Consider the following 15,725-nt stretch of genomic DNA (forward strand, 5'->3'; position numbering starts at 1 on the left):
ACGGTTAACACCAGCAGGCAGCGTGAGTCATCTGATGCGGCTACCTTTTGTTTATGCTCGTTGCTTACATCATAATCCGTTGCGAAGAATGTTACATTTAGTCCGTAACGCTAGCAATATCAAGCGCAGATTTTTAATTAAAATGAGCCACACGATCAATATCCGGATATTATTGGTCAACAAAATAACTATGATGGTTTCGTTCATGAAGAAGATCATTATTGCCCTGAGCATAAGTCTGTTGGGCGGATGCGTAGATATGGGACGGGTTGGATTACATCCGACAACAAAAACCGCTTATTTCGACGGTCATCCTTTTCAGGTTGAATCCTGCCTTAGCGTAGCGGCACAGGATCAAAGACTCTATCTGGAGCAGGATGAACCTCTGCCGGATGGCACGAAGCGATATAATCTTGAGCAGGATGATGAAACCGTGGCCTGGGTTGAAATTGCAAAGTTCAGCCATCATCAGACCAGTGCGACATTTTACTATGCTCCAAAAGCATCAGATATCAGCACAGCAGTTTCAGGGATGATCGCGCGGTGCAAAACATCACGTTAAATGCCGCGTCGGCATGAATGTGATGCAGGATGGACGACCAGGAGACAGAATAAGTTGTCAGACCAGCCAGAGCGCACGCGCTTGCCTGACAATCTTTCTCACTCTTCTATTCTAAGGCTTTTATCACGCCCGCTTCCGGGCTATGCCATGTTCAGGAGTGGGCAGTCAAAGCTCAGCCTATTTAGCCGGTTCGCAATCATAGGCACCTCGTATGCGGATCTGACTCTGGCTGGTGCGGACGATTTCAGCTCTTAATAGCCCTTTGCCCTCACGGTTCGTCAGCTCCATATCCACCATCCCCGGCGCTTTGCTGTTTTTCACCAGCAGTTTGACGGTCGCGTTGTCGTAATCGCCCTTCTCTTTCGCAAAAGTGACTTTCTGCGTTTTTGCGCGTTCTCCATTCACTGAGAACCAGCCGCTCTTGTCAGATTTAAGATAGAACGGCCCGCACTGCGTGGCAGCAAAGGCTGGAACCGATAAGCTGATTAACGATGCGATAAGGATAAGTTTTTTTAGCATTGGGCTGGCGTCCTGCTGATGGGTGATGAGGGGTCGGGTCGTCTGCACCGAAGAGTGAGTTCCCTGCTGCACGGCTCGTAATAAAGAGCAGTATAGTCAATGACACCTGTATTATCGCCAGTACAGGGTCATAGACTCAGCAAAGGGATCGGCCTTGATGCTGGCAACCCACTACCCTAATCCACTTCCACGCAGGCGTGCCTTGTTCAGCGGAATCAGCTCACTAAACCTGCATATTCATAATTTCGCTATACGCCGACACCAGCTTGTTCCTGACCTGAATACCCATCTGCATTGAGATCGACGATTTCTGCAGATCGACCATCACATCATTAAGCGCGATACCGGGTTTACCCATCTCAAAATCCTGCGCCTGGGTGCGGGCGGTGGTCTGCGTCTCGCTGATCTTATCCAGCGCCGCTTTCATAGTTGCACCAAAATCGATCTGATTAGGGGCTTCACTACTGCGGTTGCTGGCCTGCAGTGAGGTCGCCTGTAGCTGCTGCAGTACGCCATCAATTGCCTGAATGGACATGAACGATACCTTATTAAAGAGGATGACATTTTTGATGTGAGCAAAAGTTAGCACGTTGTCAATGAGACAAAGCCGCTAAATGACATCAAAAACCCTACCTTATCCAGGCATCGAATTTTGCTTATCACCTAATAATGCCTGGCATTGAAGTGGAAATTTTATCTACGCAGGTCAGGGAGTCTGTTTTGCCATCTCAACTTACCCGGTCAATTACGTCAGGCAGGAAACGGTCATGAATGCGAGTACAGCCGCCACAACAGAACAAGAAAAGAAAGGCTTCGGTGACCTGCTCGCTCGCCTGCGCGCAAATCCGCGTATTCCTTTAATCGTCGCTGCCGCCGCCGTTGTGGCGATAGTGATCGCGATGGTGCTCTGGGCGAAGCAGCCCAGCTATAGCGTCCTTTATAACAACCTTACAGATGAAGATGGCGGTGCCATCGTCACGCAGCTGACGCAGATGAACATCCCTTATCGCTTCGCCGAAAATGGCGGCGCGCTGATGGTGCCGGAAGCGAACGTGCATGAGCTGCGTCTGCGTCTGGCTCAGCAGGGTCTGCCGAAAGGCGGCTCGGTGGGTTTTGAGCTGCTCGATAAAGAGAAGTTCGGTATCAGCCAGTTCAGCGAGCAGGTTAACTACCAGCGCGCGCTGGAAGGCGAACTGGCTCGTACCATCGAATCACTCGGCCCGGTTAAAAGCGCCCGTGTTCATCTGGCGATGCCAAAACCCACCTTATTTGTGCGTGAGCAGAAAGCGCCATCCGCCTCTGTCACCTTAACCCTGCAGCCTGGCCGTGCGCTGGATGAAGGCCAGATTCAGGCCATCGCCCACATGGTCTCAAGCAGCGTCGCCGGTTTACCGCCGGGCAACGTCACCGTGGTCGATCAGACCGGTCGCCTGCTGACCCGCTCTGATTCCGCCGGTCGCGACCTGAATGATGCACAGCTTAAGTATGCCTCTGAAGTTGAAGCACGTTACCAGCAACGTATCGAAGCGATCCTGAATCCGATTCTCGGTCAGGGCAATGTGCATGCGCAGGTTACCGCGCAGATTAACTTCGACACCGCCGAGCAGACCGACGAGAAATATCAGCCTAACGCTAACCCGTCGAACTCAGCGATTCGTTCACGTCAGACCAGCACCAGCGACCAGTCAGGCAGCCCTTATCCGGGCGGCGTGCCGGGCGCGCTCTCTAACCAGCCTGCGCCAGCTAACACTGCGCCGGTGACGACGCCGAACAACACTGCCGCCAATGGCCAGAACGCCAATGGTCAGAATGCTAACGGTCAGAACAACGCGGCGAATAACGCTAACCAGACCACCAGCACCGCAGCGGCCAGTGCCGGACCGACCAACTCGCGTCGTGACGACACGGTGAACTACGAGCTGGATCGCACCATTCGTCATACCAAGGTCAACGTTGGTGACGTACAGCGCCTGTCGGTGGCGGTCGTGGTGAACTTCCGTGCAGATGATAAAGGCAAAGCGGTTGCGCTGAACGAACAGCAGCTGAAGCAGATTGAAGATCTGACCCGCGAAGCGATGGGCTACTCCCAGAACCGTGGCGACAGCATCAACGTGGTGAACTCGCAGTTCAACACCACTGAACCAGTGACCACCGATCTGCCCTTCTGGCAACAGCAGTCGTTCTTTGATCAGCTGATGAACGCCGGTAAGTGGCTGTTGATTGCCCTGGTCGCTTTCATCCTCTACCGCAAACTGGTTCGTCCGCACCTGGTTCGCAAGCAGGCCGCAGAGAAAGCCGCCGCGGAAGCCGTTGCCGCTCGTGCGACTGAGCAACCGGAAGAAGAAGCCTTTAATGTGCAGCTCAGCAAAGATGAGCTGGATCAGGAACGTAAGTCTAACAACCGCATGAGCGCAGAAGTGATGAGTCAACGCATCCGCGACATGTCAGAAAACGATCCGCGCGTTGTAGCGCTGGTAATTCGCGAATGGATGAGTAAAGAGCTATGAGTCTGACCGGAACCGAAAAAAGCGCCATCCTGATGATGACCATTGGCGAAGAGCGCGCCGCGGAAGTTTTCAAACACCTGAACCAGCGTGAGGTCCAGCACCTGAGCGGCGCGATGGCCAACATGCGTCAGGTGTCGCATAAACAGCTGACTGAAGTGTTGCGTGAGTTCGAAGCGGATGCTGAGCAGTTCGCGGCGCTGAGCCTGAACTCCAACGAATACCTGCGTTCGGTGCTGACCCGGGCACTGGGCGAAGAGCGCGCCTCCAGCCTGCTGGAGGACATTCTCGAAACGCGCGAAACCACCAGCGGCATGGAAACGCTCAACTTTATGGAGCCGCAGGCTGCTGCCGACCTTATTCGCGACGAGCATCCACAGATCATCGCCACCATCCTGGTCCACCTCAAGCGTGCCCAGGCCGCCGATATTGTGGCGCTGTTCGACGAACGTCTGCGTCACGACGTGATGCTGCGTATCGCCACTTTCGGTGGTGTCCAGCCAGCCGCGCTGGCCGAACTGACAGAAGTACTGAACGGCCTGCTGGATGGCACCAACCTCAAGCGTGCGAAGATGGGCGGCGTGAGAACCGCAGCCGAGATCATCAACCTGATGAAAACGCAGCAGGAAGAGGCGGTTATCGAAGCCGTACGCGACTTCGATGGCGAACTGGCGCAGAAAATTATCGACGAGATGTTCCTGTTCGAAAACCTGGTGGCAGTGGACGACCGCAGCATCCAGCGTCTGTTGCAGGAAGTGGAGTCCGAGCAGTTGCTGGTTGCACTGAAAGGTGCCGAACAGCCACTGCGCGAGAAGTTCCTCAAAAACATGTCAGCCCGTGCGGCGGATATCCTGCGCGACGATCTGGCCAACCGTGGCCCGGTGCGTATGTCCGCAGTGGAAAACGAACAGAAAGCGATCCTGCTGGTGGTACGCCGCCTGGCCGAGTCAGGCGAGATGGTGATTGGTGGTGGCGAGGAAACTTATGTCTGATGCATTTTCTGCGCGCCCCTGGCAGCTGTGGCAGCCCACGGATTTAGGCCGTTTCGATGAGCCTGCTGAACCGGAGCTGCAGCCAGAAATTTACGAAGCTGAAGATGGCGTTGATGAGCAGCAACAGCAGCTCGAACGCCTGCAGCAGCAGATGCGCAAAGAGGCACAGGGCCAGGGTTACAACGAAGGCTATCAGCAGGGTGTGACCGAAGGCCAGAAAGCCGGCTACGACGCCGGTTTTCAGCAGGGTCTCGCCGATGCCCAGCAGCAGCAGGCGCCCCTTCAGGCGCGTATGCAGCAGCTGGTAACCGAGTTCCAGAACACGCTTGAATCGCTGGACAGCGTGATTGCGGCCCGTCTGATGCAACTGGCGCTGGAAGCGGCACGTTCGGTGATTGGTCAGGCGACCACGGTGGATGGCACCGCCCTGCTGCGCCAGATTCAGGGGTTACTGCAGCAGGAACCGATGTTCAGCGGCAAACCGCAACTGCGCGTTCACCCGGATGACTTACAACGCATTGAGCAGACCCTGGGGCCGACGCTGGATCTGCACGGCTGGCGGCTGATCGCTGACAGCACCCTGCATCCTGGCGGCTGCAAACTCAGCGCAGAAGATGGCGATCTGGATGCCAGCGTCGCGACGCGCTGGCAGGAACTCTGCCGTCTTGCCGCACCGGGAGAATTGTAATGACCACTCGTCTGAATCGCTGGCTCGGCTCGCTCGATGCCTTTGAGAAACGCATCGCCCAGGTGCAGCCGGTGCGCCGTTATGGCCGCCTGACCCGCGCCACCGGCCTGGTGCTGGAAGCAACCGGCTTACAGTTGCCGCTGGGTGCGACCTGCGTAATCGAACGCAACGATGGCAAAACCATCAGTGAAATCGAAAGCGAAGTGGTGGGATTCAACGGTCAGAAGCTGCTGATGATGCCACTGGAAGAAGTGGACGGCATTTTACCGGGTGCGCGGGTCTATGCGCGCCAGAACGGAGAGAACCCGCAGGCAGGCAAACAGATGATGCTGGGGCCGGAACTGCTGGGCCGCGTACTCGATGGCAGCGGGCGACCGCTGGACGGCCTGCCGTCTCCGGATACCGGCTATCGCGCGCCGCTGAACACCCCGCCGTTTAACCCGCTGCAGCGTACGCCGATCACCGACGTGCTGGATACCGGCGTGCGAGCGATCAACGCCCTGCTGACGGTCGGTCGCGGACAGCGTATGGGCCTGTTCGCCGGTTCGGGCGTGGGTAAAAGCGTGCTGCTTGGCATGATGGCGCGTTACACCAAAGCGGACGTCATCGTAGTCGGTCTGATTGGCGAACGTGGCCGCGAAGTCAAAGATTTTATCGAGAACATTCTCGGCGCTGAAGGCCGCGCCCGTTCGGTGGTGATCGCCGCCCCGGCCGATGTTTCGCCGCTGCTGCGTATGCAGGGTGCCGCTTACGCCACGCGTATCGCAGAAGACTTTCGCGACCGCGGCCAGCATGTGTTGCTGATTATGGATTCCCTGACCCGCTACGCCATGGCGCAGCGTGAGATCGCCCTGGCGATTGGTGAGCCGCCGGCCACCAAAGGCTATCCGCCTTCCGTATTTGCCAAACTGCCTGCGCTGGTTGAGCGTGCCGGTAACGGCATCGACGGCGGCGGCTCAATCACCGCCTTCTATACCGTCCTGACCGAAGGCGACGATCAGCAGGACCCGATCGCCGACTCCGCGCGCGCCATTCTCGACGGCCACATTGTGCTGTCGCGTCGGCTGGGCGAAGCGGGTCACTATCCGGCCATTGATATAGAAGCCTCGATCAGCCGTGCGATGACCTCGCTGATCGATGAGAACCACTATGCGCGGGTGCGCCAGTTTAAGCAGTTGCTCTCCAGCTTCCAGCGTAACCGCGATCTGGTCAGCGTCGGTGCTTATGCCGCGGGCAGTGATCCAATGCTTGATAAAGCAATCACGCTCTATCCGCAGATGGAAGCCTTCCTGCAACAGGGCATCTTTGAGCGCAGTGATTACGACGACGCCAGCCTGCATCTGCATGCGCTGTTTGGCTAGTCACACGAATTAACGCGAGGTAACGGCAATGAAAACTGCAAATGCCATCGATACGCTGCGCGACTTAGCGGAGCAGGATCTCGAACGCGCTGCCATCTATTTAGGCGATATGCGTCGCGGCCAGCATGCCGCGAACGAGCAGCTGACGATGCTGCTCGACTATCAGGACGAATATCGCAACAAGCTCAACGATGACATGTCGTCGGGCATCGCCAGCACCCGCTGGACCAACTATCACCAGTTTATTCAGACGCTGGAAAAAGCGATTGAGCAGCACCGCAACCAGCTTAATAACTGGAATCAGCGGCTGGAACAGGCGCTGATCAACTGGCGTGACAAACAGCAACGGCTTAACGCCTATCAGACGCTGATTACGCGCGCAGCAGAAAATGCATTACGACAGGAAAACCGTCTCGATCAGAAACGGATGGACGAATTTGCCCAACGGGCCGCATCGAGGAGAGGTGAATGATTACGCTGCCAAACATTGCTATGAAAGCGACGGTAAAAACCGACGCAGAACCCTCAGTCTCAACTGACCTTGCTGCGGGTGCCGATGCCCTGCCGCAGGACTTTCTGACCGCACTGGGAAACCAGTTACTCGGCCTAGCTAAACAGCAGGGAAAAGCGGCGCAATCCGCTGACGTCAAAGCAGAAATTGCCGATGACGCCCGCCCGAAAGCCCCGCTGAATGCCCTGATGGCAGCACTGGAAAATCCTGCTGCGCTGACCGCTCTGTTTAAGCCGGAAAATATTAAAGGTGGGTCAAAATCAGCCGATGATAAAGACAAGCCGGACGTTGCACCCTTAAGCGCCAGCGATATGCAGAATATGCAGGCGCTGTTCGCCATGTTACCGGGTGTAGCGGCTGTTACAGCCACCACGTCGACCCCGGTCAGCAGTGAAGCGGGCGAGATGATCGCCCAGACCGATACCGGCCGGAAAAGCCAGAGCTCGCTGATGCAACTGCTGAACAGCGCGCAGCAGAGCCACGCACCGGGCGAAGATGAAAAGTCTGACGCCAGAAGCGACGTACAGAGCAAACCTGCCGCCACCACTGCCGCCAGCCAGAGTAACAACACGGCGCAGAGTGCGACCAGTAGCGGCCTGACGCTCGACAGCAGTTTCCAGCAGGCGCTGAGCAACATGGTTAAGCAGGATGATCAGGCTGCGATTAAAGCCAGCGCCAGCGATAACGCGGTCAACGCTACGCCAATCGCCACCGCCAGCAGCCTGCCCGCGCCGGTGACCGCCTCCGCGACCACCAGCACACCGTCAACGCCGATGCTGAACTCACAGCTGGGCAGCGACGAGTGGCAGCAGGCGCTGAGTCAGCAGATTGTGATGTTCAGTCGCAACGGCCAGCAGAACGCGGAATTGCGTTTACATCCGGAAGACCTTGGCGCTATCCAGATCAGCCTGAAACTGGATAACGACCAGGCACAAATTAATCTGGTTTCCAGCCATAGCCACGTCAGAGCAGCACTGGAAGCCGCGATACCGCAGCTGCGCAGCGCGCTGGCAGAGAGCGGTATCAACCTGGGCGAGAGTCAGGTGAGCAGTGACAGTTCCGCGCAGGGCCAGCAATTCCAGCAGCAGCAGGAGGCGCGCCGCGATGGACAGCATGGCCGCTTCTCCCTCACCCAGGACAGTGACACCGACATTACGCCGATCGCCGTTCCCGCCGCCCTTCAGGCTCGCGTTAACGGCAACAGCGCCGTCGACACTTTCGCCTGACAGCGGCAAACGCTGAAGGTAAGCGTAAAACCCGCGTCTTTTCTACCCATTGGTTTGACTTAAGACGCGGATAATCTGTCTCGTGAGCCGAGAGGCTTGCCCATAATTCACAGGAAGTAACTGCACCATGTCTGATAACGCGAAAGCAAAAAAAGGCAGCAAACGTAAACTCTTAATACCAGTGTTGCTCATTTTGACGCTGGCCGCTTGCAGCGTGGCAGGCTATGCAGTCTGGCGAATGATGAATAAACATGAGGGCGATAAGCCTGAGGTGGCGAAAGTTGAACCGCCTCCCGCTCCGGTCTTTTTTGCACTTGATACATTTACGGTTAACCTGGTCAATCCCGACAACGATCCCGACCGCGTGCTTTACGTAGGCTTTACCCTGCGTCTGGCCGATGAGGATACCCGGCGTCGGATGAACGACTATCTGCCTGAGGTGCGCAGCCGTTTGCTGCTGCTGCTCTCGCGTCAGAGCGCTACGGCGCTGGCGACAGAGCAAGGAAAGCAGGCGCTTGTTGAACAAGTCAAACAGGCGCTGACACCCCCGCTGGTAAAAGGTCAACCTCCGCAGGCTGTAAACGATGTGCTGTTTACTGCCTTCATTTTGAGGTGAATCAATGGGCGATAGCATTCTCTCCCAGGCTGAAATTGACGCCCTTTTAAACGGCGACAGCGGCAGTGCGGAAGAAGAAAAGAAACAAAACGGACCGGAAGGCGATATTCGTCCTTACGATCCGAACACCCAGCGCCGTGTGGTTCGCGAGCGTTTGCAGGCGCTGGAGATTATTAATGAGCGTTTTGCCCGTAGTTTCCGTATGGCGCTGTTTAACCTGCTGCGCCGTAGCCCGGATATCAGCGTCGGGGCGATCAAGATTCAGCCGTACCACGAGTTTGCACGCAATCTGCCGGTGCCAACCAACCTGAACCTGATCCACCTGAAGCCGCTGCGCGGCACCGCGCTGGTGGTGTTCTCACCGAGCCTGGTGTTTATCGCTGTCGACAACCTGTTTGGTGGCGACGGACGTTTTCCGACTAAAGTCGAAGGCCGTGAGTTTACCCATACCGAGCAGCGCGTTATTCGCCGCATGCTGAAGCTGGCGCTGGATGGTTACAGCGACGCATGGAAGGCCATTTATCCACTGGACGTCGAGTATGTACGTTCAGAGATGCAGGTAAAGTTCACCAACATCACCACTTCACCGAACGACATCGTGGTTAACACGCCGTTCCAGGTGGAGATTGGTAACCTGGTGGGTGAGTTTAATATCTGTATCCCGTTTTCAATGATTGAACCGCTGCGCGAGCTGCTGGTGAATCCACCGCTCGAAAACTCACGTCAGGAAGATAACCACTGGCGCGACAACCTGGTCAAACAGGTGCAGCACTCTGAGCTGGAACTGATCGCTCACTTTGCCGAAACCTCACTGCGTCTGTCACGGATTTTGCAGTTGAAACCCGGTGATGTGCTGCCGATTGAGAAGCCGGAACGCATTATCGCCCATGTCGATAGCGTCCCGGTCTTAACCAGCCAATATGGCACGATGAATGGTCAGTACGCGCTCCGTGTCGAACACCTGATTAACCCGATTTTGAATTCGCTGAACGAGGAACAGCCCCATGACTGACAGTAATAAACCGTCTGACGATATCTCTGCGGACGATCTGTGGGCTGAAGCGATGAATGAGCAGGTCGGCAGCGGCAGTGCGCCGCAGACCGACGAAGTCTTTAAATCATTCGACAGCGGCAACGTCGCTGGATCGCTGCAGGATATCGATCTGATCATGGATATCCCGGTGAAACTCACCGTGGAACTGGGTCGCACCAAAATGACCATCAAAGAGCTGCTGCGTCTGGCGCAGGGTTCAGTGGTGGCACTGGATGGCCTGGCGGGTGAGCCGCTGGATATCCTGATCAACGGTTACCTGATTGCTCAGGGTGAAGTGGTGGTGGTGAACGACAAATATGGCGTGCGCATCACTGACATCATCACCCCATCTGAACGTATGCGTCGTCTGAGTCGCTAAAGAGTCACATTATGAATAGCCAGAATCAAACGCTGCAACCGGCTGCACCGCACGCTCAGGCGATCTCGACCGGCTCCATGCTGGCCCAGGTCAGCAGCGTGTTAGCCGTGATTATCTTATTGATTCTGGCCTGCGCCTGGCTGGCACGCCGTGTCGGCTTCGCGCCGAAAAAGGTCAGCGGCCAGGAGCTTAAACTCACAGCCAGCGTCTCAGTGGGCCAGCGCGAGCGGGTGGTGATTGTCGATACCGCTGATGCGCGTCTGGTGCTGGGCGTAACCGCACAGCAGATTACCCATCTGCATACTTTGCCGCCGGGTGAACCGGTCTCTGTGACGCCGGTTAACAGTGCGCCACAGGATTTTCGTCAGCTGTTACAGAACCTGGTTAAACGTCCCGGAAAACCACAATGATGCGTCGACTGCTTCCTTTATTGCCACTGTTGTTACTGGCACCGGTTGCCCATGCCCAGTTGCCGGGTCTGGTGAGTCACTCGCTGCCGAATGGCGGTCAGAGCTGGTCACTGCCGGTACAGACGCTGGTCTTTATCACTGCGCTGACCTTTATTCCGGCCGTGCTGCTGATGATGACCAGCTTCACCCGTATCATCATTGTGTTTGGTTTACTGCGTAACGCCCTGGGCACGCCCTCTGCGCCGCCTAACCAGGTGCTGCTCGGACTGTCGCTGTTTCTGACCTTCTTTATTATGGCGCCGACTTTCGACAAGATTTATCAGGATGCTTACCTGCCGTTCAGCCAGGACAAGATCAGCATGGAAGTGGCGATTGATAAAGGTGCCCAGCCGCTGCGCGAGTTTATGCTGCGTCAGACCCGTGAAGCGGATTTAGCCCTGTTTGCCCGTCTGGCGAATACCGCCCCGATTGCCGGTCCTGAAGCAGTGCCAATGCGTATTCTGCTGCCCGCCTATGTTACCAGCGAGCTGAAGACGGCTTTCCAGATTGGCTTTACCGTCTTTATCCCGTTCCTGATCATCGACCTGGTGGTTGCCAGCGTGCTGATGGCGCTGGGGATGATGATGGTCCCGCCAGCGTCCATCGCGCTGCCGTTTAAACTGATGCTGTTTGTTCTGGTCGATGGCTGGCAACTGCTGGTCGGTTCACTGGCGCAAAGCTTCTACTCCTGATCCCCCTTTTCTTACCGGAGCAACATATGACACCCGAATCAGTAATGGTAATGGGACAGGAAGCGATGCGTGTCGCCCTGATGCTGGCCGCCCCGCTGCTGCTGGCCGCACTGGTCAGCGGTTTGCTGATCAGCCTGATCCAGGCCGCGACCCAGGTCAACGAACAGACCTTATCCTTTATTCCTAAGATTCTGGCGGTTGCCACCACCGGTATCATTGCCGGCCCGTGGATGCTGAATCTGCTGCTGGACTATATCCGCACCGTCTTTACCAACCTGCCTTACATCATCGGCTGATGATTACTCTCGACAGCAGCCAGCTGGTTCAATGGGTCAGCCAGTTCTTCTGGCCTCTGGTGCGCATCATGGCGCTATTCGCCACCGCACCGATCCTCAATGAACGATCCGTCAGCAAACGTGTCAAAATCGGTCTGGCGGTAATGATCACCTGGCTGCTGATGCCGCTGTTACCTGCGGTCAATGTCACCCTGTTTTCCCCTGAAGGCTTCCTGCTACTGATTCAGCAGATGCTGATTGGTATTGCACTCGGCTTCACCATGCAGTTCGCTTTTGCTGCCGTGCGCCTTGCCGGGGAAGTGATTGGTTTACAGATGGGCATCTCGTTCGCCACCTTTTTCGATCCTGGCAGCCGTCTTAACATGCCGGTGCTGGCCCGTTTTCTCGACATGCTGGCGATGTTGCTGTTCCTGACCTTTAACGGACACCTGTGGCTGATCTCGCTGCTGGCGGACAGTTTTCATACGCTGCCGATTGGCGGTCAGCCGCTAAATGCCAATGCGTTTATGGCGCTGGTGAAATCTGGCGGATTAATTTTCCTTAATGGCATGATGTTAGCGCTGCCCTTAATCGTTTTGTTACTCATGGTAAATCTGGTACTGGGTTTGTTAAACCGTGTTTCACCACAGTTATCAATCTTCGCAATTGGCTTCCCGATTACCTTATCAGTCGGAATTTTAACCATCAGCTTGCTGATGCCTCTGCTAGCCCCGTTCTGTGAGCATTTGTTCGGTGAAGTATTTGATTTACTCGCCGTGTTCCTGACAGAACTATCCCGTCCCTGAACATTAAGTTTCTAACTATCTTTGCATAACGATACTTAAGTATCGCAAAACCATCCGTGCATTTTCCGAACCATGTTTTCCAGAATGCAACTAAGGAAATTCTGATAAACGTGCGGAGAGTCTGAAAATAATTCTTATTAAACCGGGCTTCGCGTATTTTAGTGGGGTGGTTCACAGGAGCGGTCAGACTGTGAATGTGCAGGCAAAATCGACAAGACACTGAATTTACAACAAAAAAATCTTTAAGTGATTTTTCTTGTTAAAAAATGTTTTTTCCGGCATTGTCAACGCACGCTGAGACATCACACTTTCGTAAAACAAATGTTTTTGAGAATTGTCCTATCAGAAAACTCCTCGTTTTCAAGGATAGTGACCTGGCTCCCAAAAAAATGAGTCTTACTTAACCTCCGACATTTCACTGGCATTCCCCGCCATGGCCGGAGAATGTGTGACGTCATGGCAGCACAAATTTTTTGCAGAACGGGTCAGGGATGAAGACTTTTACGGGCGTTTGCCCGTTGCCAAACTGCACGAGCAGAATAAAAAAGTACCTAAGAAATCTCTCTCGTACCGCAACGCGTATTCATCGTTGATTTAAACGGATAACAAATTGGTGAGGGTCGCTATTATGCCAACTATTATTATGGATTCCTGCAACTACACACGCCTGGGATTATCAGACTACATGTCTTTAAAAGGAGTTAAGAAGAAGAATATCTCTTCTGTCTCCGATATTGAGCAACTACAGCAAAAATGTGAGCAATTAAACCCTGGTGTCGTCTTTATTAATGAAGATTGCTTCATTCATGAATCCGATTCCAGTGAACGTATCCGCAGCATTATTACGCAGCATCCTGATACGCTGTTCTTTATATTCATGGCGATTAGCAATATCCATTTTGAGGAATATCTCTACGTTCGTAAGAACCTGATTATTACATCAAAATCGATGAAGACATCGACCCTGGATTCCTTACTCAGCACCTATTTGCAGAAGAAGCTTAACCAGTCTGCGCGTATCTCGTCGGGCATGGATGTACATCCATTAACGCTGAGCCAGACTGAGTCAAACATGCTGAAGATGTGGATGTCAGGTCATGATACCATCCAGATCTCAGATAAAATGCAAATTAAGGCCAAAACGGTATCGTCACACAAAGGTAATATTAAACGCAAAATCAAAACCCATAATAAGCAGGTTATTTATCATGTGGTGCGTTTAACGGATAATGTGACTTCAGGTATTTACGTTAATATCCGCTGATCATAACATCTGAAGAACCGGCCTCTCTGGCCGGTTTTTTTTTGCCCGGAATTGCGATCCAGGTCTCACTCTTACCGCTAAGCCTTTACGCTCTTTTGCCGATGTTATGCCTTATAACAACAGCCTCAAGAGAGCAAGGATATGAACACTGCACGAGATAATAATGGACAGAAAAGCGCAGGCATCTGGCAGAATCTCCGCCTGGTGCCGCTGTTTAGCCTGATCTTCGGCGGCATTTTGCTGCTGTTCGCACTCTGTATTGGTGTCGCCAGTTACTTTCTGATTTCCGGCAATCACTCCCTCGATGATGCCACGGACGAAATTCAGGTTCGTATGGGCCTCTCTAACAGTTCAAACCACCTGCGTACTGCGCGCCTGACCATTATTCAGGCCGGTGCCGCCGCGCGTATTGGTGAAATGGACGAGTTTCGCGCCAATATTGCCGCCGCCGAAAAACGGATCCAGCAGGCAAAAGCTGGCTTTGCGATTTATCAGGCACGTGAAGTTAAGACGCCCGCGGATATGGAACTGGATGCCACGCTGCAGGCTCGCTTCAACGATTACATTACCAAAGGCCTGATACCGATGATTGAATCCGGTAAACAGGGCAGCTTTGAGGGCATCATCGCTCAGGAGACCGATGTCACCCGCAAGCTGGATGACGACTATAACGCGGTGTTGCTGAAGGCGATCAAGATCCGAACTGATCGCGCCAATGCCATTACCGCCCAGGCCGATCAACAGTCACGCATCGGCTTTATCTCCATGGCCGTGGCATTCAGTGCCGCCCTGGTGCTGGTGCTGTTGACCTTCGTCTTCCTGCGCCGCGTGGTAATTAGTCCGCTGCGTCAGTCGGTGCTGCGTATCGAACGCATTGCGCAGGGTGATCTGACCTCCGCTCCCCTGCCCCATGGCCGCAGCGAGATTGGTACGCTCATCCATAACCTGCAACTGATGCAGCAGGCGCTGGTGACCACCGTTGGTACGGTGCGTGAAGGCGCCGTCGCGATTTATCAGGGCTCCAGCGAAATTTCAGCCGGCAACACCGATCTCTCTTCACGCACCGAGCAGCAGGCTGCGGCACTGGAGCAGACCGCAGCCAGCATGGAACAGCTTACCGCTACGGTGAAGCAGAACGCCGAGAATGCGCATCACGCCAGCCAGCTGGCCGCGGATGCCTCGGGTAAAGCGCGCAGCGGTGGCGAGCTGGTGAACAGCGTCGTGAAAACCATGACCAATATTTCCGGCAGCTCGAAAAAAATCGCTGAGATCACCAACGTCATTAACAGTATTGCGTTTCAGACCAACATCCTGGCGCTGAATGCGGCGGTAGAAGCGGCGCGTGCCGGTGAGCAGGGTCGTGGCTTTGCGGTGGTGGCCAGCGAAGTGCGTAATCTGGCCCAGCGCAGTGCACAGGCGGCGAAAGAGATTGAATCGCTGATTGCTGAGTCCGTCACGCTGATCAATGACGGTTCGCATCAGGTTGGCGCAGCCGGTAGCACCATGGGCGAGATTGTCGAAGCCGTACGACGCGTTACCGATATTATGTCGGAGATTGCGGCGGCGTCGGACGAGCAGAGCCGTGGTATTCAGCAGGTGAGCCAGGCGGTCACCGAAATGGATAACGTCACCCAGCAGAACGCCTCGCTGGTGGAAGAAGCCTCCGCCGCAGCGGCCTCGCTGGAAGATCAGGCGGGTAAACTGACGCAGGCGGTCGCGGCATTCCGCCTGCAGGACACGCCTGCAACCACAGGTGTGGCTGCACGTGTCTCTTCACCCTTAAAGACACCGGCTCTGGCCCCCCGTCCGGCGCTGGCAGGCGGCAGCGATAACTGGGAAACCTTCTGA

Annotated in this window: 18 protein-coding genes; 16 read left to right on the forward strand and 2 right to left on the reverse strand. The window is 55.0% G+C overall.

Translation table 11 applies throughout. The features are described from left to right. Positions 1-205: 205 nt before the first annotated feature. A complete protein-coding gene (locus ACMGGP_RS10390; protein ID WP_263054082.1) occupies positions 206-562 on the forward strand; it encodes a hypothetical protein in 357 nt (118 codons plus the stop codon). A gap of 177 nt (positions 563-739) precedes the next feature. Here the strand turns inward: ACMGGP_RS10390 and ACMGGP_RS10395 are convergent, their stop codons facing one another. After that, a complete protein-coding gene (locus ACMGGP_RS10395) occupies positions 740-1,081 on the reverse strand; it encodes an STY1065/STY2022 family phage-derived protein (protein ID WP_061901353.1) in 342 nt (113 codons plus the stop codon). 223 nt (positions 1,082-1,304) lie between these two features. Then, positions 1,305-1,616, reverse strand: a complete 312-nt coding sequence (gene fliE, locus ACMGGP_RS10400; RefSeq protein WP_003854485.1) for a flagellar hook-basal body complex protein FliE — start codon at positions 1,614-1,616, stop codon at positions 1,305-1,307. 232 nt (positions 1,617-1,848) lie between these two features. Between fliE and fliF the strand changes: the two genes are divergently transcribed. From fliF to ACMGGP_RS10475, 15 genes are all read left to right on the forward strand, one after another. Further along, entirely contained in the window at positions 1,849-3,588 is a 1,740-nt protein-coding gene (gene fliF / locus ACMGGP_RS10405; protein ID WP_191918444.1) for a flagellar basal-body MS-ring/collar protein FliF, read from the forward strand. Then, a complete protein-coding gene (fliG, locus tag ACMGGP_RS10410; RefSeq protein WP_003854483.1) occupies positions 3,585-4,577 on the forward strand; it encodes a flagellar motor switch protein FliG in 993 nt (330 codons plus the stop codon). The genes fliF and fliG overlap by 4 nt, the downstream gene beginning before the upstream one ends. After that, the gene (gene fliH / locus ACMGGP_RS10415; RefSeq protein WP_010247652.1) at positions 4,570-5,265 is read left to right on the forward strand and encodes a flagellar assembly protein FliH; all 696 of its coding nucleotides are present in this window, start codon (positions 4,570-4,572) and stop codon (positions 5,263-5,265) included. Before fliG ends, fliH begins: the two co-directional genes overlap by 8 nt. Beyond that, positions 5,265-6,626 carry a flagellar protein export ATPase FliI gene (fliI, locus tag ACMGGP_RS10420; protein WP_010247655.1) on the forward strand — a complete coding sequence of 454 codons (1,362 nt, stop codon included), beginning with the start codon at positions 5,265-5,267 and terminating at the stop codon, positions 6,624-6,626. The genes fliH and fliI overlap by 1 nt, the downstream gene beginning before the upstream one ends. Positions 6,627-6,654: 28 nt before the next feature. Further along, positions 6,655-7,098 (forward strand): flagellar export protein FliJ, encoded by a 444-nt coding sequence (gene fliJ, locus ACMGGP_RS10425; protein ID WP_003854478.1) that lies wholly within the window; start codon positions 6,655-6,657, stop codon positions 7,096-7,098. After that, positions 7,095-8,363 carry a flagellar hook-length control protein FliK gene (locus tag ACMGGP_RS10430; RefSeq protein ID WP_498798408.1) on the forward strand — a complete coding sequence of 423 codons (1,269 nt, stop codon included), beginning with the start codon at positions 7,095-7,097 and terminating at the stop codon, positions 8,361-8,363. Before fliJ ends, ACMGGP_RS10430 begins: the two co-directional genes overlap by 4 nt. 127 nt (positions 8,364-8,490) lie before the next feature. Further along, complete coding sequence (fliL, locus tag ACMGGP_RS10435; RefSeq protein WP_010670855.1) at positions 8,491-8,979, forward strand: flagellar basal body-associated protein FliL; 489 nt, start codon at positions 8,491-8,493, stop codon at positions 8,977-8,979. 4 nt (positions 8,980-8,983) lie between these two features. Next, entirely contained in the window at positions 8,984-9,991 is a 1,008-nt protein-coding gene (gene fliM, locus ACMGGP_RS10440; protein WP_003854473.1) for a flagellar motor switch protein FliM, read from the forward strand. Next, positions 9,984-10,391: a flagellar motor switch protein FliN gene (gene fliN, locus ACMGGP_RS10445; RefSeq protein WP_010247669.1), complete on the forward strand. Its 408-nt coding sequence runs from the start codon at positions 9,984-9,986 to the stop codon at positions 10,389-10,391. Before fliM ends, fliN begins: the two co-directional genes overlap by 8 nt. An 11-nt stretch (positions 10,392-10,402) precedes the next feature. After that, positions 10,403-10,801, forward strand: a complete 399-nt coding sequence (gene fliO / locus ACMGGP_RS10450) for a flagellar biosynthetic protein FliO (RefSeq protein WP_010247672.1) — start codon at positions 10,403-10,405, stop codon at positions 10,799-10,801. Continuing rightward, positions 10,798-11,532, forward strand: coding sequence for a flagellar type III secretion system pore protein FliP (gene fliP, locus ACMGGP_RS10455; protein ID WP_022625475.1), 735 nt, complete (start codon positions 10,798-10,800; stop codon positions 11,530-11,532). Before fliO ends, fliP begins: the two co-directional genes overlap by 4 nt. A 26-nt stretch (positions 11,533-11,558) precedes the next feature. Further along, positions 11,559-11,828, forward strand: coding sequence for a flagellar biosynthesis protein FliQ (gene fliQ, locus ACMGGP_RS10460; RefSeq protein WP_003854466.1), 270 nt, complete (start codon positions 11,559-11,561; stop codon positions 11,826-11,828). Then, entirely contained in the window at positions 11,828-12,613 is a 786-nt protein-coding gene (gene fliR, locus ACMGGP_RS10465) for a flagellar biosynthetic protein FliR (RefSeq protein ID WP_010247683.1), read from the forward strand. The genes fliQ and fliR overlap by 1 nt, the downstream gene beginning before the upstream one ends. A gap of 628 nt (positions 12,614-13,241) precedes the next feature. Next, entirely contained in the window at positions 13,242-13,877 is a 636-nt protein-coding gene (gene rcsA / locus ACMGGP_RS10470; RefSeq protein ID WP_010247685.1) for a transcriptional regulator RcsA, read from the forward strand. Between the two features lie 141 nt (positions 13,878-14,018). Then, the gene (locus ACMGGP_RS10475) at positions 14,019-15,725 is read left to right on the forward strand and encodes a methyl-accepting chemotaxis protein (RefSeq protein ID WP_033778944.1); all 1,707 of its coding nucleotides are present in this window, start codon (positions 14,019-14,021) and stop codon (positions 15,723-15,725) included.

The sequence above is a fragment of the Curtobacterium sp. BNK-1 genome (genome assembly GCF_048685235.1).
GTDB classification, from domain to species: domain Bacteria; phylum Pseudomonadota; class Gammaproteobacteria; order Enterobacterales; family Enterobacteriaceae; genus Pantoea; species Pantoea agglomerans.

Coding starts and splice junctions, on each gene's coding strand:
- ACMGGP_RS10390 (WP_263054082.1), top strand. CDS start 206: ATGAAGAAGATCATTATTGCCCTGAGCATAAGTCTGTTGGGCGGATGC.
- ACMGGP_RS10395 (WP_061901353.1), bottom strand. CDS start 1,081: ATGCTAAAAAAACTTATCCTTATCGCATCGTTAATCAGCTTATCGGTT.
- fliE (WP_003854485.1), bottom strand. CDS start 1,616: ATGTCCATTCAGGCAATTGATGGCGTACTGCAGCAGCTACAGGCGACC.
- fliF (WP_191918444.1), top strand. CDS start 1,849: ATGAATGCGAGTACAGCCGCCACAACAGAACAAGAAAAGAAAGGCTTC.
- fliG (WP_003854483.1), top strand. CDS start 3,585: ATGAGTCTGACCGGAACCGAAAAAAGCGCCATCCTGATGATGACCATT.
- fliH (WP_010247652.1), top strand. CDS start 4,570: ATGTCTGATGCATTTTCTGCGCGCCCCTGGCAGCTGTGGCAGCCCACG.
- fliI (WP_010247655.1), top strand. CDS start 5,265: ATGACCACTCGTCTGAATCGCTGGCTCGGCTCGCTCGATGCCTTTGAG.
- fliJ (WP_003854478.1), top strand. CDS start 6,655: ATGAAAACTGCAAATGCCATCGATACGCTGCGCGACTTAGCGGAGCAG.
- ACMGGP_RS10430 (WP_498798408.1), top strand. CDS start 7,095: ATGATTACGCTGCCAAACATTGCTATGAAAGCGACGGTAAAAACCGAC.
- fliL (WP_010670855.1), top strand. CDS start 8,491: ATGTCTGATAACGCGAAAGCAAAAAAAGGCAGCAAACGTAAACTCTTA.
- fliM (WP_003854473.1), top strand. CDS start 8,984: ATGGGCGATAGCATTCTCTCCCAGGCTGAAATTGACGCCCTTTTAAAC.
- fliN (WP_010247669.1), top strand. CDS start 9,984: ATGACTGACAGTAATAAACCGTCTGACGATATCTCTGCGGACGATCTG.
- fliO (WP_010247672.1), top strand. CDS start 10,403: ATGAATAGCCAGAATCAAACGCTGCAACCGGCTGCACCGCACGCTCAG.
- fliP (WP_022625475.1), top strand. CDS start 10,798: ATGATGCGTCGACTGCTTCCTTTATTGCCACTGTTGTTACTGGCACCG.
- fliQ (WP_003854466.1), top strand. CDS start 11,559: ATGACACCCGAATCAGTAATGGTAATGGGACAGGAAGCGATGCGTGTC.
- fliR (WP_010247683.1), top strand. CDS start 11,828: ATGATTACTCTCGACAGCAGCCAGCTGGTTCAATGGGTCAGCCAGTTC.
- rcsA (WP_010247685.1), top strand. CDS start 13,242: ATGCCAACTATTATTATGGATTCCTGCAACTACACACGCCTGGGATTA.
- ACMGGP_RS10475 (WP_033778944.1), top strand. CDS start 14,019: ATGAACACTGCACGAGATAATAATGGACAGAAAAGCGCAGGCATCTGG.